Below are 23,364 nucleotides of genomic sequence, written 5' to 3'. Positions count from 1 at the left end.
CTAACATGCGGATCCGGACATCGAGCGGGCCCGCAGGCATCGGGCTCGCCCGCCCCCCCTCGGACGGAGACACCATGGGCAGCGCCGGACGACTCGTCGTCATCGTCCTCTTCGAGGGCGTCGACCTGCTCGACGTCACCGGCCCTCCGGAGGTCTTCGCCCTGCTGCGGCGCGAGACCGACGGGGCGACGGGCTATCAGGTGCTGCTGGCCGCCGAGTCGACGGCCCCCGTCACCACCTCCGCCGGGGTGCGGGTCCTCCCCGACATCACCTTCGAGGAGCTGGCCGGGCGCGCCATCGACACGCTGCTGGTGCCCGGTTCGGTCGAGACGGACGAGCGGCGGCGGGTCCGCGCCTTGGTCGATCCGGGCGTCGTGGCGTGGGTGCGGAGGCTCGCGGAGCGGACCCGGCGGGTGACGTCGGTGTGCGTCGGGGCACACATCCTCGCGGCGGCCGGGCTGCTGGACGGCAAGCGGGCCACCACCCACTGGTCGACGGCGGGGCAGCTCGCCGCCGAGCACCCGGAGGTCGAGGTCGACGCCGACCCGATCTTCATCCGGGACGGCGACGTGTGGACGGGCGCGGGGATCAGCTCCTGTCTCGACCTGTCCCTGGCCCTGGTGGCCGACGACTTCGGGGAGACGGTGGCACTGCGGGTGGCCCGCCAGCTCGTGATGTACCTGAAGCGGCCCAGCGGGCAGAGCCAGTTCAGCGTGCCGCTCGAACCGGTCTCCACGACGCGGCGGATCGAGGACCTGCGCCACCACATCACGCGCCACCTCGGCGAGCCGCTGACCCTGGCGGACCTGGCGGCGACCGCCCATGTCAGCGAGCGTCAGCTCACCCGCATCTTCAAGGCGGAGCTGGGCATGACGCCGAGCGCGTACGTGGAGTCGGCGCGGGTCGAGCGGGCGCGCCACCAGCTGGAATCCACCGACGCCACGCTCGAACGGATCACGACGCTGTGCGGGTTCGGCACGACGGACACCCTGATCCGGGCGTTCCGCCGGCGCCTCGACACGACACCGATGGAGTACCGGCGCCGGTTCCGTGCCGTGCCCGGCGGCGGCGCGGGCGCCGTGCCCGCCTCGGCCCCTGCTTCGGCACCTGCCCCCGACTCCGTCTCGGCCGGGGGCTGAGCGGCGGGCGCGGTCAGCCCTGCGGGACGGGCAGGACGTCCGGGGAGAGCGTGGCCGCGCGGGCGGACGAGGCCGTCATCCGGCGGCGGTGATGGCGGCGGCACAGCACCTCGTAGCCGACCTGGTCCCCCGCGTTGACGTCGCCGACGACGACCTGGGCGCCCTCGACGACCATCTCGCCGCCGACGGTGCGCGCGTTGTGGGTGGCCCGGGCGCCGCACCAGCAGAGGGCCTCGACCTGGAGGACCTCGACCCGGTCGGCGAGCTCGACGAGCCGCTGGGAGCCGGGGAAGAGCTTGGAGCGGAAGTCGGTGGTGATGCCGAAGGCGAAGACGTCGAGTTCGAGGTCGTCGACGACCCGGGCGAGCTGGTCGATCTGCTCGGGCGCGAGGAACTGCGCCTCGTCCGCGATGGCGTAGTCGCAGCGCCCGCCCTTGGACAGGTGGGCGACGAGGTACGCGTAGAAGTCGAAGCCCTCGGCCGCCTCGACGGCGTCGGTGACCAGGCCGAGCCGTGAGGAGAGCTTGCCCTCGCCGGCCCGGTCGTCCCGGGTGAAGATCATGCCCTGGAGCCCGCGCGCGGACCGGTTGTGTTCGATCTGAAGAGCGAGGGTGCTCTTTCCGCAGTCCATCGTTCCGGAGAAGAACACCAGCTCGGGCATGGGAGGTCGGGGACCTTTCGGGTCAGGGGGCGAGGCGACGGGGGCGTGCGGGCGGTCGGTCGTGGCGGGGTCCGGGCGTGATCCGGGGTTCGGGCTTGGTGCGGGGTTCGGGCGTGGTGCGGGTTCGGGCGTGATGCCGGGTGGGCTCGGCAGCCTCAGGAGCGTACTTCGAGCAGCGGCACGAGTTGCTCCGCGGCGGTCATCGAACCGTGCATCCCCACCATGGCGGACTCGTTCGGCTCGTTGACGGAGGCCGTGATGGCGAGGTCGTCCTGGGCCGCCGCGACGACGTCGCCGATCCGCCCGTACACCCGCTCGTCGACCCGGTCGCCGAACCAGCCGAGCTCGATGGCCTCGTCGCGGCCCGCCACCCAGAAGCGGTCGCCGAGGACCTCGCGCCAGCAGGTGAGGACGTCGGACTCGGCGCCCGGGACGGCGTACACGTGCCGGGCGCGGCCCTCGCCGCCGAGGAGGGCGACGCCGGCGCGCAGCTCCCAGTCCTCGTCGAAGTCGATGCGGTGGTCCTCGTCGAAGGGGATGTCCACCATGCCGTGGTCGGCGGTGACGTAGAGCGCGGCGCGCGGCGGAAGCTGCTCGGCCAGCCGCCGCACGAGGCGGTCGACGAACATCAGCTGGCCGCGCCAGGCGTCGGAGTCTATGCCGAAGCGGTGTCCGGCGCCGTCGAGCTCGCTGTAGTACGTGTAGATCAGCGAGCGGTCGCCGGCGGCGAGCTGCTCGGCCGCGAAGTCCATCCGCTCCTCGCCGGACAGCCGTCCGTGGAACGTTCCGCCACTCAGCGCGATCTTGGTGAGCGGGGTGTCCTGGAACATCGGCGAGGAGACCTGGGCGGTGTGGATCCCGGCCTCGTGGGCGAGCTGGAAGACCGTGGGGTACGGCTGCCAGGTGCGGGGCGAGGTCCAGGGCTTCCAGCGGAGCTGGTTCATCAGCTCGCCCGTGTCCGGGTTGCGCACGGTGTAGCCGGGGAGCCCGTGGACACCAGGGAAGAGGCCGGTGCCGACCGAGGCGAGCGAGGTGGCGGTGGTGGCCGGGAAGCCCGCGGTCAGCGGACGGCCGGTGCCTCCTCGGGAGCCGTCGAGCAGCGAGGCGAGGTAGGGGGCCTCGTCGGGGTGGGTCTTGATCTGCTCCCAGCCGAGCCCGTCGATGAGGAAGACGCAGTTGCGGTCGGCGGGGGCGAGCTCCGCTATCCGGGACTCGAAGCCGGGCACGCCCTGCCCGGCCACGAGCGTCGGGAGCAGGTCGCCGAGGGAACCGCTGCCGTACTCGGGGAGCGGCGCGGTGGCGGGGTCGAGCGGGACCGGGTCGTCCGGCCAGCCCTGGGCCACGGAGGCGGGCTGCGCCATCAGCGGGTCACCGCGGCGGTGTCCGCGGTGGCCTCGGAGAGCGCCTGCGCGAAGGCGAGGGTCTGGCGGACGGTGTCCGGGCCGTCGCCGGCGTCGCTGACGCGGAGGCTGAGGTCGTCGGCGGTGGAGTTGCCGGTGTAGCCGTGGTCGGCGTCGCAGTTCGGGTCGCCGCAGGCGGCGGGCTCCAGGTCGATCCGGGAGACGGCGCCCCAGCCGATGGTCAGGACGACCTCGCGGGGCAGGGTGCCCGGGGTGTAGGACTCCGGGTTGGCGACGACGCGGCTGACGACGATGGACGAGATCCGGTCGAGCTTCACGGACTCGGTGGACGTCGTGGCGTACGGCGTCGGGGAGCTGGTGTCGGCCGCCTGCTCGTCGGTGTGGCTGACGATGAAGCGGTGGGCCGTCAGGACGAGGACGGTGACATGGCGGCGGACCTCGTTCGCGTCGAAGGTGGTCTCCTGGTGGACCACGTACGACGAGACCGCCTCGCCGCCGACGGCGGCCTCCACCGCCTCGGCCACGAGGGCCGGGTAATAGCCGCTGCGCTCGATCGCCGCGCGCAGCCCCTGGGTCGTCGTACCGGTCTTCGCCATGGACTCCATCCTAATCCGTGCACAAGGACCGCTTGGCCGGTTGTGCGGGGGGTCTGGGCCGTTCGTGAGCGCCGGGGCTGTGACATGGGACTCCCCCGGGGGAGCCGTGGCACCTCCGGTGACGCGGGCGTCACCGGTGCTGCCGGGATCGGCGCGGCCGGCGGGGTCGGCGCGGTCGGCGCGGTCGGCGCGGTCGGTGGGGTCGGTGGGGTCGGTGGCGGTCACTGGTAGCTCGGCAGGCGGCGGGGGCCGAGGTCGGTCTGGGGCGGGGGCGGCGCCAGTCGGACGGTGGCGCCCAGCACCGAGAGGCCGCGCGGGGCGACGACGACGGGTTCGAGGGAGAGGGCGACGACCTCGGGGTGGTCGTCGACCAGGCGGGAGACGCGCAGCAGCAGCTCTTCGAGGGCGGGGGTGTCGACCGGGGCGGCGCCCCGCCAGCCGAAGAGGAGCGGGGCGGTGCGGATGGAGCGGACGAGCTCGGCGGCGTCCCGGTCGGTGGCGGGAACGAGCCGGTGGGACATGTCGCCGAGGAGCTCGGAAGCGGCTCCGGCGAGGCCGAAGGAGAGGACGGCGCCGACGGCGGGGTCGATGGCCGCGCGGACGACGGTGTCGACCCCGCGCGGGGCCATCGCCTGGACGACCGGCTGGAGCTCCTCGGGCTTGCCGAGCGCCTCGGTGAGCTCGGCGTACGCGGTACGGAGCTGTTCCTCCGTGGCCAGGTCCAGCCGGACTCCGCCGAGGTCCGGGCGGTGGCGCAGGTGCGGGGCCGTGGTCTTGAGGGCGACGGGGAAGCCGAGCCTGGCGGCGGCGCGGACGGCCTCGTCGGGGGTGGGCGCGGGGAGGGCGGGCGGGACGTCGATCCCGTACCGCCCGAGGAGCCCCCTGGCCCCCTCGGCGTCGAGCGTCACCCCGCGCGGGTCGCCGCCGTCGGCGGCGAGCGCCCGCGCGATGAGGCCGGCGGCCCCGGTCTCGTCGATGCCGTCGAACTCGGGCACCCGTCCGGGCTCGGCCGCCGCCTGCCGCCGCCACTGCGCGTACCGCACGGCCTCGGCGAGCGCCCGCACGGCCCGCTCGGCGGCGGGGTAGGCGGGGATGGGGCGGACGGCGGGCACACCCTGGGGCTGCGCGTCCGGGTGGGGTACGGGGGGATGCTCGGACGCGGATACGGACGCGGGACCGGAACCGGAAGCGGGACCGGGACCGGAAGCGAAAGCGGGGATGGAGGTGCCCCCGGCCGCAGCCGTACGGTCCGGTCCGGCCGTACGATCCGGACCCGCCGTACGGTCCGAGCCGACCGTACGCCCCGGACCGGCCGCGCCGTCGGACGCCGCCGGGCGGGTGCGGGTCGCCGCGGCGAGGGCGTCCGCGAGGGTGCCCATCTCGACGTGGACGACGACGACCGGCTTGGCCGTGCCCCGCGCGTCCTCGACGGCGGAGCGGAGGGCGGCGGCCAGGACCTCGCCGTCGCCGGACTCGGTCGCCCCGTTCTCCCCGACCCAGGGGATCGCGGTGACGACCACGGCGTCGCAGGCGTCGTCCGCGAGGGCGGCGGCGAGCGCGGTGCGGAAGTCGGCGGGGGTGGCCCCGGTGGTCAGGTCCAGGGGCCGCAGCGGGCGCAGGCCCTCGGTGAGGCAGGCGTCGTAGGTGAGCAGCCCCAGGGACTCGGAGTTGCCGAGGATGGCGACGCGGGGGCCGGCCGGGAGGGGCTGGTCCGCGAGGAGGAGGCCCGCGTCGACGAGCTCGGTGACGGTGTCCACGCGGATGACGCCGGCCTGCCGCAGCAGGGCGGAGACCGTGGCGTGCGGGATGCGGGTGACGGGGACCCGGTGGCCGGGCGGGGCGCTGCCGCTGTGCCGGGCGCCCTTGACGACGACGACCGGCTTGACGGCGGCGGTGCGCCGGGCGAGCCGGGTGAACTTCCGGGGGTTTCCGATCGACTCCAGGTAGAGGAGGACGACGTCGGTGTCCGGGTCGTCGTACCAGTGCTGGAGGAGGTCGTTGCCGGAGACGTCCGCCCGGTTCCCGGCGGAGATGAAGGAGGAGAGTCCGGCGCCGCGCCGGTGCAGTCCGGCGAGCAGCGCGATGCCGATGGCGCCGGACTGGGTGAACAGTCCGACCCGCCCGGCGGCCGGCATCTGGGGGGCCAGCGAGGCGTTCAGCCGGACGGACTCGGCCGTATTGATGATCCCGAAGGCGTTGGGCCCGATGATCCGCATCCCGTACGAGCGGGCCTGCCGCACCAGCGCGCGCTGGCGCTCGCGGCCCTCGGCCCCGCTCTCCGCGTAGCCGGCCGAGAGCACGACCAGGCCCCGCACCCCGTGCTCCCCGCACGCGGCGACGACCTCGGGGACCCGCTCGGCGGGCACGGCCACGACGGCGAGGTCGACGTCCTCGCCGATGTCGGCGACGCCCCGGAAGGCGGGGACGCCCTCCAGCTCGTGCGGCCCGTCCCCCAGGGCGCTGTTCACGGCGTGGACCCGGCCGGTGTAACCGGCGTCCAGAAGGTTGCGGAGCACGGCCCTGCCGACCCCTCCGGGGGTGCGGCCCACGCCGATGACGGCGACGGAGCCGGGGGTGAGGAGCCGCTGCACGGACCGGGCCTCGGCGCGCTGCTCCCGGGCGCGCTGGACGGCGAGCGAGCGGTCGGTGGGCTCCAGATCGAGGTGGAGGCGCACGGAGCCGTCCTCGAAGCTGCGCTTCTGGGTGTAGCCGGCGTCCGTGAACACCTTGATCATCTTGGTGTTCGCGGGCAGCACCTCGGCGACGAACCGGCGGATGCCCCGCTCCCGCGCGACCGCCGCGATGTGCTCGAGGAGCGCGGAGGCGACACCCCGCCCCTGGTGGGCGTCCTGGACGAGGAAGGCGACCTCGGCCTCGTCGGCGGGGGCGGCGGCGGGGCGCCCCAGGGCGTTGATCCGGTCGTAGCGCACGGTGGCGATGAAGTCCCCGCCGACCGTGGCCGCGAGTCCCACCCGGTCCACGAAGTCGTGGTGGGTGAATCGGTGCACGTCCTTGGCGGAGAGCCGGGGGTAGGGCGCGAAGAAGCGGTAGTACTTCGACTCGTCCGAGACCTGCTCGTAGAAGCTGACCAGCCGCTCGGCGTCGTCGGCGGTGATCGGACGGATGCGCGCGGTGCCGCCGTCACGGAGGACCACGTCGGCTTCCCAGTGGTCGGGGTACGCGTGCTCCGGCTGTTCGGACTGTTCCGACGCGCTGTGCATGGGGCAAGACTACGACCGGGGTCCGACAGCGGCACCGGTCGCGCGGCGGGTGCCCACCGTGCAAGGTAGGGAGGGCCTAAAGGCCGCCGATATCGGGCCGAAGGTCGGCACGAGCATCTCGCCGCCCGTGAGAGACTGGTCTAGACAACCGCTGAAAGTTGAAGGGCAACCACCATGGCTGAGCGCCGCGTCAACGTCGGCTGGGCCGAGGGCCTGCACGCCCGCCCCGCCTCCATCTTCGTCCGTGCCGCCACGGCCGCCGGCGTCCCCGTGACGATCGCCAAGGCCGACGGCAACCCGGTCAACGCCGCGTCCATGCTCGCGGTGCTCGGCCTGGGTGCCCAGGGCGGCGAGGAGATCGTGCTCGCTTCGGACGCCGACGGCGCCGACGCCGCGCTCGACCGCCTCGCGAAGCTGGTCGCCGAGGGTCTCGAGGAGCTCCCCGAGACCGTCTGATCCGTCTCCTCCCCGACGACGGATCACGAAGGGCCGTACTCGCCGGAATTCCGGCCGGTACGGTCCTTTCTGCTTCCCTGAAGCGTTTCCGCCAAGAGGAATTCGATTTCGACAGCGCAAATTACCCGCACGCCGGAAATCGCCTTCCTCTTGTATACGGCGCCCATGTTAATTCCGCGGCCCCGCCGTGTTGACGGCATGTTGCGAAACCCTCACACGCGGGCGCTCCGCCCGCCGCGGCCGGTGCAGCGGAAGAGCGCGCTCCACGTGCAGCGCGGTCAGCGCGCGGGCCCTTTCCGCGTCCCCGCGCGCGACGGCGTCGACGATCGCCCCGTGCTCGGCCCACGCCTCCACGGGCCGGACGGCCGGCTCGACCGCGTACATCCAGGCGATCTTGTGCCGCAGCTGGGTGAGGAGCGCGGTGAGCGGCGGGCTGCCGGACGCCTGGGCGAGCGTCTCGTGGAACCAGGCGCCGAGCGCGCGCAGATCCTCCCCCTGGCCGCGCCTGGCCCGCTCCTGCCCCAGCCTGACCAGCCCGCGCAGCACCTTGAGGTGCGCGTCCGAGCGGCGCTGGGCGGCCCTGGCGGCCCCCAGCGGCTCCAGCAGGGTCCGCACGTCGAGCAGGTCCGCCGCCTCCTGCTCGGTGGGCTCGGCGACATGCGCGCCCGCGTGCCGCCGGGTGACCACGAAGCCCTCGGACTCCAGCGTGCGCAGCGCCTCGCGGACCGGCACGCGGGAGACCCCGTAGCGGCGCGCGAGCTGCTCCTCCGTCAGGCGGGCACCCCGCGCGAAGACGCCGGAGACGATGTCGTCCCGGATCGCCGTGCATACCGAGTGCGCGGGAACACGCATGTCCGACCTCCGTATGTGATCCGCTATTCGATTCACTTCGATCCGGCTCGTTTCGATCCGGTTCTACGCGATCCGGCTCGATGCGATCCGGCTCGACCCGAGCGAAACCCACCGCATGGCGCCCGTCCGGCGACCCCTGCGACTCTATTGCAGGATGCCGGAATTTCCGATGCCACCCGATAATACGGAAACAAAAAAGAAGTCCCGGCTCGTTCGAGCCGGGACTTCTTCACAGAACGCACACGTCAGACGTGGACTCCGCGGGCACGCAGGTAGGAGACCGGGTTGACGTCCGATCCGTACTCGGCGGACGTACGGGCCTCGAAGTGGAGGTGCGGGCCGGTCGAGTTGCCGGAGGACCCGGAGACGCCGATCTGGTCGCCGGGGGTGACCGTCTGGCCGACGGAGACGCCGATCGAGGCGAGGTGGCCGTACTGGGTGAACGTGCCGTCGTTCATCCGGATGACGATGTTGTTGCCGTACGCGCCGCCCCAGCCGGCCTCGACGACGGTGCCGGAGCCGACGGAGACGACCTTGCTCCCGTAGGCGGCGTGGAAGTCGATGCCGGAGTGGCTGCCGGAGGACCAGAGCGAGCCGCCGGTCTTGTAGCCGGTGCTCACGTACGTGCCGGCGACGGGGAGCTGGAAGGAGTTCAGGCGCTTGCGCTCGGCCTCCCGGGCGGCGCGCTCCTGGGCCGCGCGGGCCTCCTTGGCGCGGGCCTCGGCCTTGCGCTTGGCCTCGGCGGCGGCCTTGACCCGGGCGGCGGCCTCGACGGCCTCCTTCTCCTGGGCGGCGGCCTGGGCGTCGACGCGCTCGGCGATGGACTCGGCGGTGATCACCTTGGTGAGGCCGGTGTCCTCCGGGGAGGCGGGCTCCGTGTCGGCGGCGAACGCCGGGGAGGCCAGGGTGCCGATGACGCCGGTCGTCGCGAGGGTCGCCACACCGGCGATGCCCACGGAGCGGCGCGCCATGCGGCTCGGACCACGATGCTTCCCGGTGGCACGGGTGAACGCCATGAAGTGGCTGATCCTTTCCTTCCCTCTCGCCTACCGGGTTAGCTGACGGGTTCGGAGCAGGAAGGTCTCCTACGGGCCCCTCCGCTCGCTGAGCGAAGGCGTCCGATTCACCCCAGGGACTGCGATGGGTCCCCGGCTCCCCAGGCTCGCGCCTTACGGGGACTCGGCGATGACTGTCCGTTGCCGCGAATGCGGCGTCGTACAACGGGCGGACAGCCGGATCGACGCTAGGCCGATCTTCGGTCAATCGCCAAACAGACACGCTTTTTTGTAAGACATGCCACAGGGCAGAAGATCACACGAGCGGCAATACGGACAAAAAGGAGAACCCCGACGAACCATGCCGTCGGGGTCTCCTCGTCCGCCTGGCGGCGGCTCAATCAGCCGGTCACGACCGTCACTTCGCCGATGCCCAGGGCCCGCACCGGCTCCTCGATCTGCGCCGCGTCGCCGACAAGCACCGTCACGAGCCGGTCCACCGGGAAGGCGTTGACCACGGCCGCGGTCGCCTCCACCGTGCCGGTCTCGGCCAGCCGCGCGTACAACTGCGCCTGGTAGTCGTCCGCGAGGTGCTGCTCGACCTGGTCGGCGAGGGTGCCCGCGACGGAGGCGGCCGTCTCGTACTTGAGCGGGGCCACCCCCACCAGGTTCTGCACGGCCACGTCGCGCTCGGCGTCCGTCAGGCCCTCGGCGGCGAGGGTGCGCAGCACCTTCCACAGGTCGTCAAGTGCCGGACCCGTGTTGGGGGTGTCCACCGAGCCGCTGATGGCGAGCAGCGAGAGCCCGTGGCCCGCGCCGTCGGAGCGCAGCACCTGGCCGAAGGAGCGCACACCGTACGTGTAGCCCTTCTCCTCGCGCAGGACGCGGTCCAGCCGGGAGGTGAGGGTGCCGCCGAGGCAGTACGTGCCGAGCACCTGGGCCGGCCACACGCGGTCGTGGCGGTCGGGGCCGACGCGGCCGATGAGCAGCTGCGTCTGGACGGCGCCGGGGCGGTCCACGATGACGACCCGCCCGGTGTCGTCGGCCGTGACGGCCGGCATGGGGCGCCGGGTGCCTGCGTCGCCCGTCCAGGCGCCCAGCGTCTCCGCGAGCACCTTGTCGACGTCCACGTCGGTGAGGTCGCCGACGATGACGGCGGTGGCCGTGGCGGGCCGCACGTGCGCGTCGAAGAAGGCGCGGACGGCGGCGGCGTCGATCGCCGCGACGGTCTCCTCGGTGCCCTGGCGGGGCCGGGAGACGCGCGCGGAGGCCGGGAACAGCTCCTTGGAGAGCTGCTTGGCCGCGCGGCGGGCCGGGTTGGCCGACTCGTGCGGGATCTCGTCGAGGCGGTTGTTCACCAGCCGCTCGATCTCGGTCTCCAGGAACGCCGGGGAGATCAACGCCTCCGAGAGCAGGCCGAGCGCCTTGGGCAGCCGGGAGACCGGGACCTCCAGGGAGACCCGTACGCCCGGGTGGTCGGCCGCCGCGTCCAGGGTGGCGCCGCAGCGCTCCAGCTCGGCGGCGAACTCCTCGGCGGTGTGCTGGTCGGTGCCCTCCGACAGGGCGCGGGCCATGATCGTGGCCACGCCGTCCAGGCCCTCGGGCTCGGCGTCCAGCGGGGCGTCGAGCGAGATCTCGACGGCCACCACCTGCTGGCCGGGGCGGTGGCACCGCAGCACCGTCAGCCCGTTGTCCAGGGCGCCGCGCTCCGGGGCCGGGAAGGCCCAGGGCTTGGCCTGGCCCGGCTGGGGCTGGGGGTGGAAGGTCATGTTCGTCAAAGACGCGGCCGTGTCGGTCACTGGTCCGCTCCCTCTTCCTCGTCGCTCTCGCTGTCGCCGTCGGCGCCCACCGGCTCGTAGACCAGCGCCGCGCGGTTGTCCGGGCGCAGCGTGGCCTTGGCGACCTCCTGCACCTCCTCGGCACTGATGTCGAGGACCCGGTTCACGGCGGTCAGGGCGAGCTGGGGGTCGCCGAACAGCACCGCGTACCGGCACAGTTCGTCGGCGCGGCCGGCGACCGTGCCCAGCCGGTCCAGCCACTCGCGCTCCAACTGGGCCTGCGCGCGCTCCATCTCCTCGGGCGTCGGGCCCTCGGCGGCGAAGCGGGCCAGCTCGTCGTCGACGGCCGACTCGATCCGGGGCACCTCGACGCCGCCGGAGGCCTTCACGTCCAGCCAGCCGAGCGAGGGCGCGCCGGCCAGCCGCAGCAGGCCGAAACCGGCGGCGACGGCGGTGCGGTCGCGGCGGACCAGCCGGTTGTGCAGGCGGGAGGACTCGCCGCCGCCGAGGATCGTCAGCGCCAGGTCGGCGGCGTCGCACGCGCGGGTGCCGTCGTGCGGCAGCCGGTAGGCGGCCATCAGCGCGCGGGCCGGGACCTCCTCCTCGACGACCTCGCGGATCTGCTCGCCGATGACCCCGGGGAGCTCGCCGGAGCGCGGCGCGGGCTTGCCGTCGTGGCCGGGGATCGAGCCGAAGTACTTCTCGACCCAGGCGAGCGTCTGCTCCGGGTCGATGTCACCGACGACCGAGAGGACCGCGTTGTTCGGCGCGTAGTACGTGCGGAAGAAGTTCCGCGCGTCCTCCAGGGTGGCCGCGTCCAGGTCGGCCATGGAGCCGATGGGCGTGTGGTGGTACGGGTGGCCCTCGGGGTACGCGAGGGCGGTGAGGCGCTCGAAGGCGGTGCCGTACGGCACGTTGTCGTAGCGCTGGCGGCGCTCGTTCTTGACGACGTCGCGCTGGTTCTCCATCGACTCGTCGTCCAGGGCGGCCAGCAGCGAGCCCATGCGGTCGGCCTCCAGCCAGAGCGCGAGCTCCAGCTGGTGGGCCGGCATGGTCTCGAAGTAGTTGGTGCGCTCGAAACTGGTGGTGCCGTTGAGGGAGCCGCCGGCGCCCTGCACCAGCTCGAAGTGGCCGTTGCCGTGGACCTGCTTCGAGCCCTGGAACATCAGGTGCTCGAAGAGGTGGGCGAGGCCGGTGCGGCCCTCGACCTCGTGACGCGAGCCGACGTCGTACCAGAGGCAGACCGCGGCGACCGGGGTCAGGCGGTCCTCCGAGAGCACCACGCGCAGGCCGTTGGCCAGCCGGTGCTCGGTCGCTGTCAGGCCGCCGGAGCCGGCCTCGGCCGTGGCCGTGTGACCCATGGGCATGTACGTCCCTTCGATCGCGATGTGAAGTCCTGCCACTGTATGCAAGCGCGCCGACACCTGGCGAAGTTCCCGTCCCTCGCCGACGTCCCTCTTCCGGGTCGCGGAGGGGCGCGACGGTGACCCCGGGCGCCCTCAGGCACGGGTCGCGGTGCCGGTTGTCAGCGGGACGGTCCACAATGGTCCGCGTCAGATCAACCTTGTTGGTGAAGGAGCCGCAGCCGCGATGGCCCGCCGCAGCACGAAGACACCGCCGCCGGACGACGCGTTCGAGGAGCGAATCCTCGACATCGACGTCGTCGACGAGATGCAGGGCTCCTTCCTCGAGTACGCGTACTCGGTGATCTACTCGCGCGCGCTGCCCGACGCCCGCGACGGCATGAAGCCCGTGCAGCGCCGCATCGTCTACCAGATGAGCGAGATGGGTCTGCGGCCCGAGCGCGGATTCGTCAAGTGCGCCCGTGTCGTCGGCGAGGTCATGGGCAAGCTGCACCCGCACGGCGACGCGTCGATCTACGACGCGATGGTCCGCATGGCGCAGCCCTTCTCCATGCGCCTCCCGCTGGTCGACGGCCACGGCAACTTCGGCTCCCTCGGCAACGACGACCCGCCGGCCGCCATGCGGTACACGGAGTCGCGGATGGCGCCGGCCGCGCTCCTGATGACGGAGTCCATCGACGAGGACACCGTCGACTTCGCGCCGAACTACGACGGCCAGGAGCAGGAGCCGGTCGCGCTCCCCGCCGCCTATCCGAACCTGCTGGTCAACGGCGCCTCCGGCATCGCGGTCGGCATGGCGACCAACATGCCGCCGCACAACCTGGGCGAGGTCATCGCGGCGGCCCGCCACCTGATCCGCCATCCGAACGCGGACCTGGAGGCGCTGATGCGCTTCGTGCCGGGTCCCGACCTGCCGACCGGCGGCCGGATCGTCGGCCTCTCCGGCGTCAAGGACGCGTACGCGACCGGCCGCGGCACGTTCAAGATCCGCGCGACCACGAGCGTGGAGACCGTGACGGCCCGCCGCAAGGGCATCATCGTCACCGAACTGCCCTTCAGCGTCGGCCCGGAGAAGGTGATCTCCAAGATCAAGGACCTGGTCGGCTCCAAGAAGCTCCAGGGCATCGCCGACGTCAAGGACCTCACCGACCGCAACCACGGCCTGCGCCTGGTCATCGAGATCAAGAACGGCTTCGTGCCGGAGGCGGTCCTGGAGCAGCTGTACAAGCTGACGCCCATGGAGGAGTCCTTCGGCATCAACAACGTGGCCCTGGTCGACGGCCAGCCGCTCACGCTCGGCCTCAAGGAGCTCCTGGAGGTCTACCTCGACCACCGCTTCGAGGTGGTCCGGCGCCGCTCCGAGTTCCGCCGCGGCAAGAAGCGCGACCGGCTGCACCTGGTGGAGGGGCTGCTCGTCGCGCTCCTCGACATCGACGAGGTCATCCGGCTGATCCGGGAGAGCGACAACTCCGCGCAGGCCAAGGAGCGCCTGATGGAGCGCTTCTCCCTGAGCGAGGTCCAGACGCAGTACATCCTGGACACCCCGCTGCGCCGGCTCACCAAGTTCGACCGGCTGGAGCTGGAGACCGAGCGCGACCGGCTCACCGGTGAGATCGACGAGCTGACCGGGATCCTGGACTCCGACTCCGAGCTGCGCAAGCTGGTCTCGGCGGAGCTGGCGGCGGTCGCCAAGAAGTTCGCCACCGACCGGCGGACGGTCCTGCTGGAGTCGGCGGGCGCCCCCGTCGCCGCCGTGGCCCTGGAGGTCGCGGACGACCCCTGCCGGGTGCTGCTGTCCTCCACGGGTCTGCTCGCCCGCACGGCGACGGCGGAGGTGCCGCCCGCCGATCCGGACGGCAAGCGCGTCAAGCACGACGCGATCGTCTCCGCGGTCGCGGCCACCCAGCGTGGTGACGTCGGCGCGGTGACGTCGACCGGCCGGCTGCTGAGAATCGCCGTGATCGACCTCCCGCAGCTCCCCGACACGGCCGCCGCGCCGAACCTGTCGGGCGGCGCGCCGCTGACCGAGTTCCTCTCCCTGGAGGCGGACGAGACGGTGGTCTGCCTCACCACGCTCGCCGAGACCTCACCGGGGCTCGCGATCGGCACGCTGCAGGGCGTGGTGAAGCGCGTGGTGCCGGACTATCCGTCCAACAAGGACGAGCTGGAGGTCATCGCCCTCAAGGACGGCGACCGGATCGTCGGCGCGACGGAGCTGCGAACGGGCGAGGAGGACCTGGTCTTCATCACCTCCGACGCCCAGTTGCTGCGCTACCCGGCCGCCCAGGTCCGGCCGCAGGGGCGGCCCGCGGGCGGCATGGCCGGCGTCAAACTGGCCCCGGACGCCGAGGTCATCTCCTTCACGGCCGTCGATCCGGCGGCGGACGCGGTGGTGTTCACGGTCGCGGGCTCCACGGGCACGCTGGACGCCTCGGCCACGTCGGCGAAGCTGACCCCGTTCGACCAGTACCCGCGCAAGGGCCGGGCGACCGGCGGTGTGCGCTGCCAGCGCTTCCTGAAGGGCGAGGACGTCCTGATCCTGGCCTGGGCGGGCGTCGTCCCCGCCCACGCGGCACAGAAGAACGGCACCCCGTCCGAGCTCCCGGACCCCGACCCGCGCCGCGACGGCTCGGGCACCCCGCTGACGCAGCCGGTGGACATCGTGGCGGGCCCGATCGGCTAGCCCGGCCCCGGTCCGCAGCAAGCCCTCCGCCCCGCGCGCACCCGCGCGGGGCGGAGGGCTTTCGGGTACGAGGAGGGCTTTCGGCTACGCGGGGGGGGAGCGGCGCCTCAGGGGGCCTCGGCGGCTCGGGCGGTGGCCCCGGGGCCGGGGGGACGGGCCCCGGCGGGGGCGTAGACGGCCTCGATCCCGGCCACGATCAGGCGCAGGCCCTCCTCGAAGCCGTCGTCGTAGTCGGCGAAGAGCTCCGGTCCGGCCGCCGCCGCGAGCGGATACCCGGCGAGCCGCTCCGCGCGCCCCTCCAGGTCGAAGCCCTCCCGGCGCTCCCCCGGCACCGGCTCGGTGCCCTGCTCCTCGGTGACGAAGCCGAGGGTGTACAGATACGCCGTGGTGCTGGCCCGGACGGCCTGGTGCAGCGAGAAGCCCGCGTCGACCAGCGAGCCCAGCTGGAGCTCCATGTCGGCGGCGAAGTCGGTGCCGGTGAAGCGGGCGCCGCTGTAGACCTTGGCGCCGTCGCGGTAGCGCAGCAGCCCGGCGCGCAGGCCCCGGTTGACCGCGAGGATCCGCTCCTGCCAGGTGAGCTCGCCGGCCGGGCGCGAGGCGGGGTCCTCGACCATCCGCCGGTACATCACGGTCGCCATCTCGTCGAGCAGCGCCTGCTTGTTCTTGAAGTGCCAGTAGAGCGCGGGGGCCTGGACGTTCAGCTCCTGGGCGATCGCGCGGAGCGTGAGCCCGTCGAGGCCCCGTTCGTTCAGCAGGCTCAACGCGGTCTCCGCCACCGATGCGGGGTCGAGCCGGGTCGTCTTCTTCGTCGCCACCCGGTCACGGTATCCCCTTGACAACTTAACGCCGTTAAGGGGATCCTCTGACCAATGGAACTTAACGTCGTTAAGGACGCGTGAGCGGAGGCAGCGCATGGAGACCACCGAGGTCGTCGAGACGGACGTCGTCATCGCCGGGGCGGGGCCCACCGGCCTGGTGCTCGCCATCGACCTGGCCAGACAGGGCGTGCGGGCCCTGCTCCTGGAGCGGGCGGACCGCCTCTTCCCCGGTTCGCGCGGCAAGGGGATCCAGCCCCGCAGCCTGGAGGTGCTCGACGACCTCGGGGCCCTGCCCGGGATCCTGGCCGCGGGCGCGCCCTATCCCCTGATGCGCACCTGGGAGGGCGCGGAGCGGCAGGGTGAGTGGGACATGATGGCCCGCTCCGAGCCGACCGAGCAGGTGCCGTACGCGAACATCCTGCTCATCCCGCAGTCCCGCACCCAGGAGGTGCTGTACGAGCGGCTCCGCGAGCTCGGCGGCGAGGTCCGGTTCGGCACCGCCCTCACCGCCTTCCGGCAGGACGAGGACGGGGTCACGGCCGAGCTCTCCACCGGCGCGCGGGCGCGGGCCCGCTATCTCGTGGCGGCCGACGGCGGACGCTCGACCGTGCGGCGGGCACTCGGCATCGGCATGACGGGCGAGACCGTGGACCCCCGGCCGATGCTGGTCGCGGACCTCCGGCTCGCCCCCGGCACGCTCGCGGACCGGGACCACTGGCATGTGTGGCCCAAGGCGCCGGGCGGGGCCGTGGCGCTGTGCCCGCTGCCGGGCGGCGAGCAGTTCCAGCTCGTCGCCGCCTTCGAGGACGAGGAGGGCGCCGTGGACACCGGGCCAGACGCGGTGCGCGCGCTCCTCGCCGACCGCACTCCGCTCCGGGCGGCGGACGTCCTGGAGGTGCGGTGGGCCTCCGACTTCCGCGCCCGCGCGGCGATGGCGGACCGCTTCCGCGACGGCCGGGTCTTTCTGGCGGGCGACGCGGCCCATGTGCACTCCCCGGCGGGCGGCCAGGGCCTCAACACCGGCATCCAGGACGCGTACAACCTGGGCTGGAAGCTAGGCCGGGTACTGAGGCGCGGCGCCCCGGCCGCGCTGCTGGACTCCTATGAGGCCGAGCGGCTGCCCGTCGCCGCCGGCGTCCTCGGCATCAGCACCCGCCTGCACCGGGCGAGCTCCGCGGGCGACGCGGGGACGCGGCGCGGTGCGGAGGTGCAGCAGCTCGCGCTGGGCTACCGGGACTCGGCGCTCGCCGTGGAGACCCGGACCGGGCTCCCCGAGGGCGCCCTGCGCGCGGGCGACCGCGCGCCGGACGGCCGGTACGGCGCCGGACGGCTCTTCGACGTCTTCCGGGGCCCGCACCCGACCCTGCTCTCGGTCGGGGTGCCGCTGCCCGCCCTGCCGTACGGCACGGTGCGCACGGCCGAGCTGCCCGGCTGCGCGGCGTACGGGACGGGCCTCTTCCTGATCCGCCCCGACGGATACGTGGGCTGGGCCGGCGCGGACGCGGGCGGCGGCCTCGGCCGCTATCTCGCCACGCTCGGCACGACTCCGGCCGAAGCGACGGTCTAGACGATGCCGTCCGTCTCCTCGGGCTCGTCCTCGCTGCCGGGCACGTACCGCAGGACACCCCACATGGAGCGCTCGTCGAGAAGGTTCCCCGGCCCGTCCTGCTCGCACCCGGCGAGCTCCTTGCGCAGGGCGGCGGCGTCGACGCCGGTGCCGATCAGAACCAGTTGGGTCAGCCGCTCCTCGCCCTCGGGCCAGGGCTCGGGGAGGAAGCGCAGGAAGCGGCCGACGGCATGGACGCCGTAGCGGTTGGCCGGGTCGGCGGCGCCGAAGTCGACGAAGCCCTTGAGCCGGTAGAGGCCCTCGGGGCGCCCGTCCAGGAACGCCATCAGCCGCCGCGGGTGCAGCGGGGTCGCCGTGCTCAGGGAGACCGTGTCGTAGGCGGCGTGCGGGTGGGCGTGCCCGGCGTCCTCGGACCCGTCGTCGCCTTCGGGACCGTAGAGGAAGTCCTCGATGGACATCTGGCCCTCGATCTCGCCCTCCGGCACGACCCGGTCGAAGAGCAGCTCGGGGTCGATCCGCCCGTGCGAGGCCTCGATCACGGCCGCCCTCGGGGCGAGCGCGGTCACCGTCTCGCGCACGGCCCGCAGCTCCTCGGCCGCGACCCGGTCGGCCTTGTTGACGACGACCAGGTCGGCGACCGTGAGGTGCCGGTCTGTCTCCGGGTGCCGGGCGCGCGTGGCGGCGAACTCGGCGGCGTCGACCACCTCGACCAGCCCGCCGTAGACGATCCGCTCGTTCTCACTGGCCAGCACCATGCGGACCAGTTCCTGCGGCTCCGCGAGGCCGCTGGCCTCGATCACGATCACGTCGAGGCGGACCTCGGGCCGGGTGAGCACCTCCAGGTAGGTGTCGAGCTCGCTCGCGTCGACCGCGCAGCACAGGCAGCCGTTGCCCAGCGAGACGGTCGAGCCGACCTGCCCGGCGACGGTCATGGCGTCGATCCCGATGTCACCGAAGTCGTTGACCATGACCCCGATCCGCGTCCCGCGCGCGCTGCGCAGCAGGTGGTTGAGCAGGGTGGTCTTCCCCGCCCCGAGAAACCCGGCCAGGACGACAACGGGGATCTGCTGGGTGGTCAAGGGTGCTGTCCTCCGGGACTTCGGCGCCCGCGCGGATCGGCTGAGCCCGCGCGCGAAGCCCCCAGGATAGGCAGGCCCCCGCCGGGATCCGGGGAGCGGCATTTCCGGTCGGCGCCCCGTCCCCGTACCGTTTCCGCCATGAGCCCCGCAGCCCCCACCTCCGCGCGGCCCCCCGTCCGCCGCCGCAGGTTCGGGTGGCCCAGGCGGATGTTCTCGCAGGTCCTGCTGATGCAGCTGGCCATCGCCGCCGGTGTCACCGTGCTGGCCACCGGCCTCTTCCTGGCCCCGCTGAGTGCCCAGCTCGACGACCAGGCCATGCGCAGGGCCCTCGCGATCGCGCAGACCACGGGTTCTGCGGGGGTCGCCGCCGACCTGCGGGCCACCAAGCCCACCGCGCAGGGCCCGGTGCAGGCGGAGGCGGAGCGGATCCGGCGGACCACGGGCGCCGAGTACGTGGTGGTCATGGACACCCACGGAATCCGCTGGTCCCACACGGACCCCGGCCAGATCGGCCGGGTCGTCTCCACCGATCCCAGCGAGGTCCTGGCCGGCCATCACGTCATGGAAATCGACAGCGGCACCCTGGGGCGCTCCGCGCGCGGCAAGGCGCCGCTGCGGGACGCCAAGGGGGAGATCGTCGGCGCGGTGTCCGTCGGCATCGAGTACGACAGCGTCCGCGACCGCCTGGTCGCGGCGATCCCGGGCATCCTCAAGTACGCGGGCGGCGCCCTGGCGGCCGGCGCGCTGGCCGCGTACCTGATCTCGCGCAGGCTCCAGCGGCAGACCCACGACCTGGCCTTCTCCGACATCTCGGCGCTGCTGGCCGAGCGCGAGGCGATGCTGCACGGCATCCGGGAGGGTGTGGTGGCCCTCGACCGGACGGGCAGGATCCGGCTGATGAACGACGAGGCCCAGCGGCTGCTCGGACTGGGCCCCGAGGCGACCGGGCACCCCCTGGACGAGGTGCTGGGCTCCGGGCGGACGGCGGACGTGCTCGCGGGGCGCGCGACCGGCGAGGACCTGGTGACGGTGCGCGGCAGCCGGGTGCTGATCGCCAACCGGATGCCCACCCACGACGGGGGCGCCGTCGCCACCCTGCGCGACCGCACCGAGCTGGAGCGGCTGGGCCGCGAGCTCGACTCGACGCGCGGCCTGATCGACGCCCTGCGCGCCCAGGACCACGAGCACGCCAACCGGATGCACACCCTGCTCGGGCTGCTGGAGCTGGAGATGTACGAGGAGGCGGCCGATTTCGTCAACGAGGTGGTCGGGGTGCACCGCACCACCGCCGAGCAGGTCACCGAGAAGGTCCGCGACCCGCTGCTCGCCGCGCTGCTCGTCGGCAAGGCGACCGTCGCCGCCGAGCGGGGCGTGTCGCTACGCATCGCCCCCGGCTCGCTCCTGCCGGACCGCCTGGTCGATCCGCGCGAGCTGGTCACGGTCGTCGGCAACCTCGTCGACAACGCCCTGGACGCCGTCGCCGCCACCGTCGAAGCGCGCGTGGAGGTCGATCTGCGGGCGGAAGGCCGCACGGTGGTCCTGCGGGTCGCCGACAGCGGTCCCGGCGTGCCGCCCGAGCGACGTGAGCTGATCTTCACCGAGGGCTGGAGCACCAAGGAGCTCCCGGCGCACGGCAAGCGGGGGCTGGGGCTCGCCCTGGTGCGCCGGCTCGCGGAGCGCCGGGGCGGCGTCGCCCGGGTCGGCACGGGCGCGGACGGGGGCGCGGAGTTCACCGTCGTCCTGCCCGACACGCTGGGCGAGGCGGAGCCCGCCGTGCCCGCGCCCGCCGGGGAGCCGAGCGGGGAGATGCGGTGATCGGCGTCCTGGTCGTCGACGACGACCCGCGCGTGGCACGGATCAACGCCGCGTACGTGGCCAAGGTGCCCGGCTTCCAGGTGGTCGCGGTCGCGCATTCGGCGGCCGAGGCCCTGGCCCGGCTCGCCGACGCCGAGCCCCCGGTGGACCTGGTGCTGCTGGACCACTACCTGCCCGACGGCAACGGCCTCGCGGTGGTCCGGGAGCTGCGGGCGCGCGGCCAGCAGAGCGACGTGATCATGGTGACCGCCGCGCGTGACGTGGCGACGGTCCAGGCCGCGATGCGGCACGGGGCCCTGCAGTACCTGGTCAAGCCGTTCAGCTTCGCCGGGCTGCGGACCAAACTGGAGGCCTACGCGGTGCTGCGGCGGGCCCTGGAGGGCGGCGGGGAGGCGGAGCAGGCCGAGGTGGACCGGTTCTTCGCCGCGCTCTCGGCCGGCGCGGTCGCCTCCGAACTCCCCAAGGGCCACTCGCCCACGACGGCGGAGCTGGTGCGGCAGGTACTGCTCGCCGCCGCGGGCGCCCTGTCGACGCAGGAGATCGCCGAGCGGGCCGGGGTGAGCCGGCAGACCGCCCAGCGCTACCTCAAGCTGCTGGAGCGGACAGGCCGCGTCCGCCTCTCCCTGAAGTACGGCGAGACGGGCCGCCCCGAGCACCGCTACGAGTGGACGGCCTCAGCGGCCCGCTGAGCCGCCCGGGGCGGGCCTGGAGCCTCGGGGAGCCATGCCGCCCCAGGGACGCCCTGGAACCCTTGTGAACGGGCCCTTCCTCCCCCAGTCCCTCACACCGCCCCCGCCCCGGTGAGTGCCCGTACCTCCGTCTCGGCGTGCCGGGCCTCGTCCGGGGGCTCGTGCGAGGTGACCGTGCCGAGCCAGCCCGCGAGGAAGCCGAGCGGGATGGAGATCACGCCCGGGTTCTGGAGCGGGAAGAGCTGGAAGTCGACGCCCGGGAAGAGGGATTCCGGACTTCCGGAGACGACCGGGGAGACCAGCACCAGCAGCACGGCGGGGATCAGGCCCCCGTACACCGACCAGACCGCGCCCCGGGTGGTGAAGCGGCGCCAGAACAGCGAGTACAGCAGCACCGGCAGGTTCGCCGAGGCGGCGACGGCGAAGGCGAGGCCGACGAGGAAGGCCACGTTGAGGTCGCGGGCGAGCAGCCCGAGGCCGATGGCCGCGACCCCGATCCCGGCGGCGGCGCAGCGCGCGACGGTCACCTCACTGTGCTCCTTGGTGCCTCGGCGGCGCAGCGAGGCGTAGAGGTCGTGGGCGACGGACGCCGAGGAGGCGAGGGTGATGCCCGCGACGACGGCGAGGATCGTGGCGAAGGCGACGGCGGCGACGACCGCGAAGAGGACGGTGCCGCCGGTGGATCCCGCGCCGCCGCCGAGGTCGAGGGCGAGCAGGGGCACGGCGGTGTTGCCGGCGCTGTTGGACGCGCGGACGGCGTCGGGGCCGACGAGGGCCGCCGCGCCGAAGCCGAGGACGATCGTCATCAGGTAGAAGCAGCCGATGAGCCCGATGGACCACACGACGGACCGGCGCGCCGCCCGCGCGGTGGGGACGGTGTAGAAGCGGGACAGGATGTGCGGCAGTCCGGCGGTACCGAGCACCAGGGCGAGCCCGAGGCTGACGAAGTCGAGCCGCGCGGTCCAGTCGCCGCCGTAGCGCAGCCCGGGGGCGAGGAAGGCCCGTCCGTGGCCGCTGCGGTCGGCGGCGGCGGTGAGCAGCCGGCCGAAGTCGCCGTGGAAGTGGACCAGGACGAGCACGGTGAGGGCGATCGTTCCGGCCATCAGGAGCACGGCCTTGACGATCTGGATCCAGGTGGTGGCGCGCATGCCGCCGAAGGACACGTACACGACCATCAGGGCGCCGACGCCGATCACGGTCCAGGAGCGGGCGGCTTCGCTGGTGCCGCCGAGGAGGAGGGCGACGAGGCTTCCGGCGCCGACCATCTGGGCCACGAGGTAGAGCACGGAGACGGTGACGGAGGAGGTTCCGGCGGCGATCCGCACGGGGCGCTCGGCCATCCGGGAGGCGACGACGTCGGCGAGGGTGAAGCGGCCGCAGTTGCGGACCAGTTCGGCGACGAGGAGGAGGACGACCAGCCAGGCCACGAGGAAGCCGACGGAGTAGAGCATCCCGTCGTAACCGAAGAGGGCGATCAGCCCGGAGATGCCGAGGAAGGACGCGGCCGACATGTAGTCGCCCGCGATGGCGAAGCCGTTCTCCATGGGCGAGAAGAGCCGCCCGCCGGCGTAGAACTCCTCCGCGGAGCCCTGCCGCTTCCGGCCGACCCAGGTGGTGATCCCGAGGGTGACGGCGATGAAGAGGCTGAACAGCACCAGGGACAGGGTCTGGTGGTTTCCGCTCATCGGCGTGCTCCCCGGGTCATCTCCTGGGTGTCCCAGCGCAGCTCCAGGGCCGCGCGGTCCCGGCGCAGCCGGGCGTGCCGGGCATACGCCCAGGTCAGCAGGAAGGTGGTGGCGAACTGGCCGAGTCCGGCGAGCATCGCCACGTTCACGGCGCCGACGACGGGCCGGGCCATCAGGCCGGGGGCGGTGGTCGCGGCGACGACGTAGGCGAGGTACCAGAGGATGAAGGCGGCGGCGGCCGGGAAGACGAAGCGGCGGTAGCGGCGGCGCACCTCCTGGAAGGCGGGGCTGCGCTGGACCTCCAGATAGATCTCGGCCGCGCTGTGCGCCCGTTGCCCGGGGAGGCCGCCGAGCGCTCTCGTGGCGGGCCCTCCGGCCGCGCCGTGCTCGCCCCGGCCGGCGGCCGGTGTGTCGTACCAGGGGTCGTCGATCCGCACCGCGGCGGGCTCGCGCCCCTCCTGCTTCTCCACCGGTGAACTCTCCTTGTCAGCGAACCGTTTCGGCCGCGTGCCAAGGATGGACAGAGCGGGAAGATCCCGGACTCTTCTCCCTCGCTCTTCACCCCATTAGGTGAAGGATCCCCTGATGTGCCTGACCGGTCCGTC

At 73.3% G+C, this 23,364-nt stretch carries 18 protein-coding genes and 1 riboswitch; of the genes, 6 read left to right on the top strand and 12 right to left on the bottom strand.

Annotated elements, in window-relative coordinates; translation table 11 throughout:
• Positions 1-74: 74 nt before the first annotated feature.
• On the top strand, positions 75-1,139 hold the full coding sequence (locus ACZ6J5_RS15370) for a GlxA family transcriptional regulator (RefSeq protein ID WP_469391560.1): 1,065 nt from the start codon (positions 75-77) through the stop codon (positions 1,137-1,139).
• Positions 1,140-1,152: 13 nt separating this feature from the next.
• Here the strand turns inward: ACZ6J5_RS15370 and ACZ6J5_RS15365 are convergent, their stop codons facing one another.
• From ACZ6J5_RS15365 to ACZ6J5_RS15350, 4 genes are all read right to left on the bottom strand, one after another.
• Positions 1,153-1,800, bottom strand: coding sequence for a thymidine kinase (locus ACZ6J5_RS15365; protein ID WP_469391558.1), 648 nt, complete (start codon positions 1,798-1,800; stop codon positions 1,153-1,155).
• A gap of 155 nt (positions 1,801-1,955) precedes the next feature.
• A complete protein-coding gene (locus ACZ6J5_RS15360; RefSeq protein WP_469391556.1) occupies positions 1,956-3,161 on the bottom strand; it encodes an alkaline phosphatase family protein in 1,206 nt (401 codons plus the stop codon).
• Positions 3,161-3,757: a DUF5998 family protein gene (locus ACZ6J5_RS15355; RefSeq protein WP_469391554.1), complete on the bottom strand. Its 597-nt coding sequence runs from the start codon at positions 3,755-3,757 to the stop codon at positions 3,161-3,163. The genes ACZ6J5_RS15360 and ACZ6J5_RS15355 overlap by 1 nt, the downstream gene beginning before the upstream one ends.
• Positions 3,758-3,978: 221 nt before the next feature.
• Entirely contained in the window at positions 3,979-6,978 is a 3,000-nt protein-coding gene (locus ACZ6J5_RS15350; protein ID WP_469391552.1) for a bifunctional acetate--CoA ligase family protein/GNAT family N-acetyltransferase, read from the bottom strand.
• A gap of 174 nt (positions 6,979-7,152) precedes the next feature.
• Between ACZ6J5_RS15350 and ACZ6J5_RS15345 the strand changes: the two genes are divergently transcribed.
• A complete protein-coding gene (locus ACZ6J5_RS15345) occupies positions 7,153-7,434 on the top strand; it encodes an HPr family phosphocarrier protein (protein ID WP_076095604.1) in 282 nt (93 codons plus the stop codon).
• Positions 7,435-7,602: 168 nt separating this feature from the next.
• On the opposite strand, the gene ACZ6J5_RS15340 is transcribed toward ACZ6J5_RS15345, so the two are convergent.
• From ACZ6J5_RS15340 to ACZ6J5_RS15325, 4 genes are all read right to left on the bottom strand, one after another.
• Complete coding sequence (locus tag ACZ6J5_RS15340) at positions 7,603-8,286, bottom strand: GntR family transcriptional regulator (protein WP_469391550.1); 684 nt, start codon at positions 8,284-8,286, stop codon at positions 7,603-7,605.
• Positions 8,287-8,531: 245 nt separating this feature from the next.
• Positions 8,532-9,302: a M23 family metallopeptidase gene (locus ACZ6J5_RS15335; protein ID WP_469391548.1), complete on the bottom strand. Its 771-nt coding sequence runs from the start codon at positions 9,300-9,302 to the stop codon at positions 8,532-8,534.
• 12 nt (positions 9,303-9,314) lie between these two features.
• Positions 9,315-9,481: riboswitch (cyclic di-AMP (ydaO/yuaA leader) on the bottom strand.
• A gap of 201 nt (positions 9,482-9,682) precedes the next feature.
• Positions 9,683-11,050 carry a M16 family metallopeptidase gene (locus ACZ6J5_RS15330; protein ID WP_469392148.1) on the bottom strand — a complete coding sequence of 456 codons (1,368 nt, stop codon included), beginning with the start codon at positions 11,048-11,050 and terminating at the stop codon, positions 9,683-9,685.
• Positions 11,051-11,076: 26 nt separating this feature from the next.
• The gene (locus ACZ6J5_RS15325) at positions 11,077-12,426 is read right to left on the bottom strand and encodes a M16 family metallopeptidase (protein ID WP_469391546.1); all 1,350 of its coding nucleotides are present in this window, start codon (positions 12,424-12,426) and stop codon (positions 11,077-11,079) included.
• A 223-nt stretch (positions 12,427-12,649) separates the two neighbouring features.
• Between ACZ6J5_RS15325 and ACZ6J5_RS15320 the strand changes: the two genes are divergently transcribed.
• Complete coding sequence (locus ACZ6J5_RS15320) at positions 12,650-15,106, top strand: DNA gyrase/topoisomerase IV subunit A (RefSeq protein ID WP_469391544.1); 2,457 nt, start codon at positions 12,650-12,652, stop codon at positions 15,104-15,106.
• Between the two features lie 107 nt (positions 15,107-15,213).
• Here the strand turns inward: ACZ6J5_RS15320 and ACZ6J5_RS15315 are convergent, their stop codons facing one another.
• The gene (locus tag ACZ6J5_RS15315) at positions 15,214-15,921 is read right to left on the bottom strand and encodes a TetR/AcrR family transcriptional regulator C-terminal domain-containing protein (protein ID WP_469391542.1); all 708 of its coding nucleotides are present in this window, start codon (positions 15,919-15,921) and stop codon (positions 15,214-15,216) included.
• A gap of 97 nt (positions 15,922-16,018) precedes the next feature.
• On the opposite strand from ACZ6J5_RS15315, the gene ACZ6J5_RS15310 reads away from it, so the two are divergent.
• Positions 16,019-17,491: an FAD-dependent monooxygenase gene (locus ACZ6J5_RS15310; protein WP_469391540.1), complete on the top strand. Its 1,473-nt coding sequence runs from the start codon at positions 16,019-16,021 to the stop codon at positions 17,489-17,491.
• Here ACZ6J5_RS15310 and ACZ6J5_RS15305 read toward each other — a convergent pair.
• Positions 17,488-18,570, bottom strand: a complete 1,083-nt coding sequence (locus ACZ6J5_RS15305) for a CobW family GTP-binding protein (RefSeq protein ID WP_469391538.1) — start codon at positions 18,568-18,570, stop codon at positions 17,488-17,490. The genes ACZ6J5_RS15310 and ACZ6J5_RS15305 overlap by 4 nt on opposite strands.
• Before the next feature lie 138 nt (positions 18,571-18,708).
• On the opposite strand from ACZ6J5_RS15305, the gene ACZ6J5_RS15300 reads away from it, so the two are divergent.
• Both ACZ6J5_RS15300 and ACZ6J5_RS15295 read left to right on the top strand, forming a co-directional pair.
• A complete protein-coding gene (locus ACZ6J5_RS15300) occupies positions 18,709-20,385 on the top strand; it encodes a sensor histidine kinase (protein ID WP_469391536.1) in 1,677 nt (558 codons plus the stop codon).
• Complete coding sequence (locus ACZ6J5_RS15295) at positions 20,382-21,074, top strand: response regulator (RefSeq protein ID WP_469391534.1); 693 nt, start codon at positions 20,382-20,384, stop codon at positions 21,072-21,074. The genes ACZ6J5_RS15300 and ACZ6J5_RS15295 overlap by 4 nt, the downstream gene beginning before the upstream one ends.
• Before the next feature lie 92 nt (positions 21,075-21,166).
• On the opposite strand, the gene ACZ6J5_RS15290 is transcribed toward ACZ6J5_RS15295, so the two are convergent.
• Positions 21,167-22,759, bottom strand: coding sequence for a solute symporter family protein (locus ACZ6J5_RS15290; RefSeq protein WP_469391532.1), 1,593 nt, complete (start codon positions 22,757-22,759; stop codon positions 21,167-21,169).
• Positions 22,756-23,229: a DUF485 domain-containing protein gene (locus ACZ6J5_RS15285; RefSeq protein ID WP_469391530.1), complete on the bottom strand. Its 474-nt coding sequence runs from the start codon at positions 23,227-23,229 to the stop codon at positions 22,756-22,758. The genes ACZ6J5_RS15290 and ACZ6J5_RS15285 overlap by 4 nt, the downstream gene beginning before the upstream one ends.
• Positions 23,230-23,364: the final 135 nt, after the last annotated feature.

This window comes from Streptomyces sp. NPDC042100 (genome assembly GCF_055582325.1).
The sequence above is the reverse complement of the archived record's forward strand: the minus strand, read 5'-3'. Positions and strand labels throughout refer to the sequence as shown.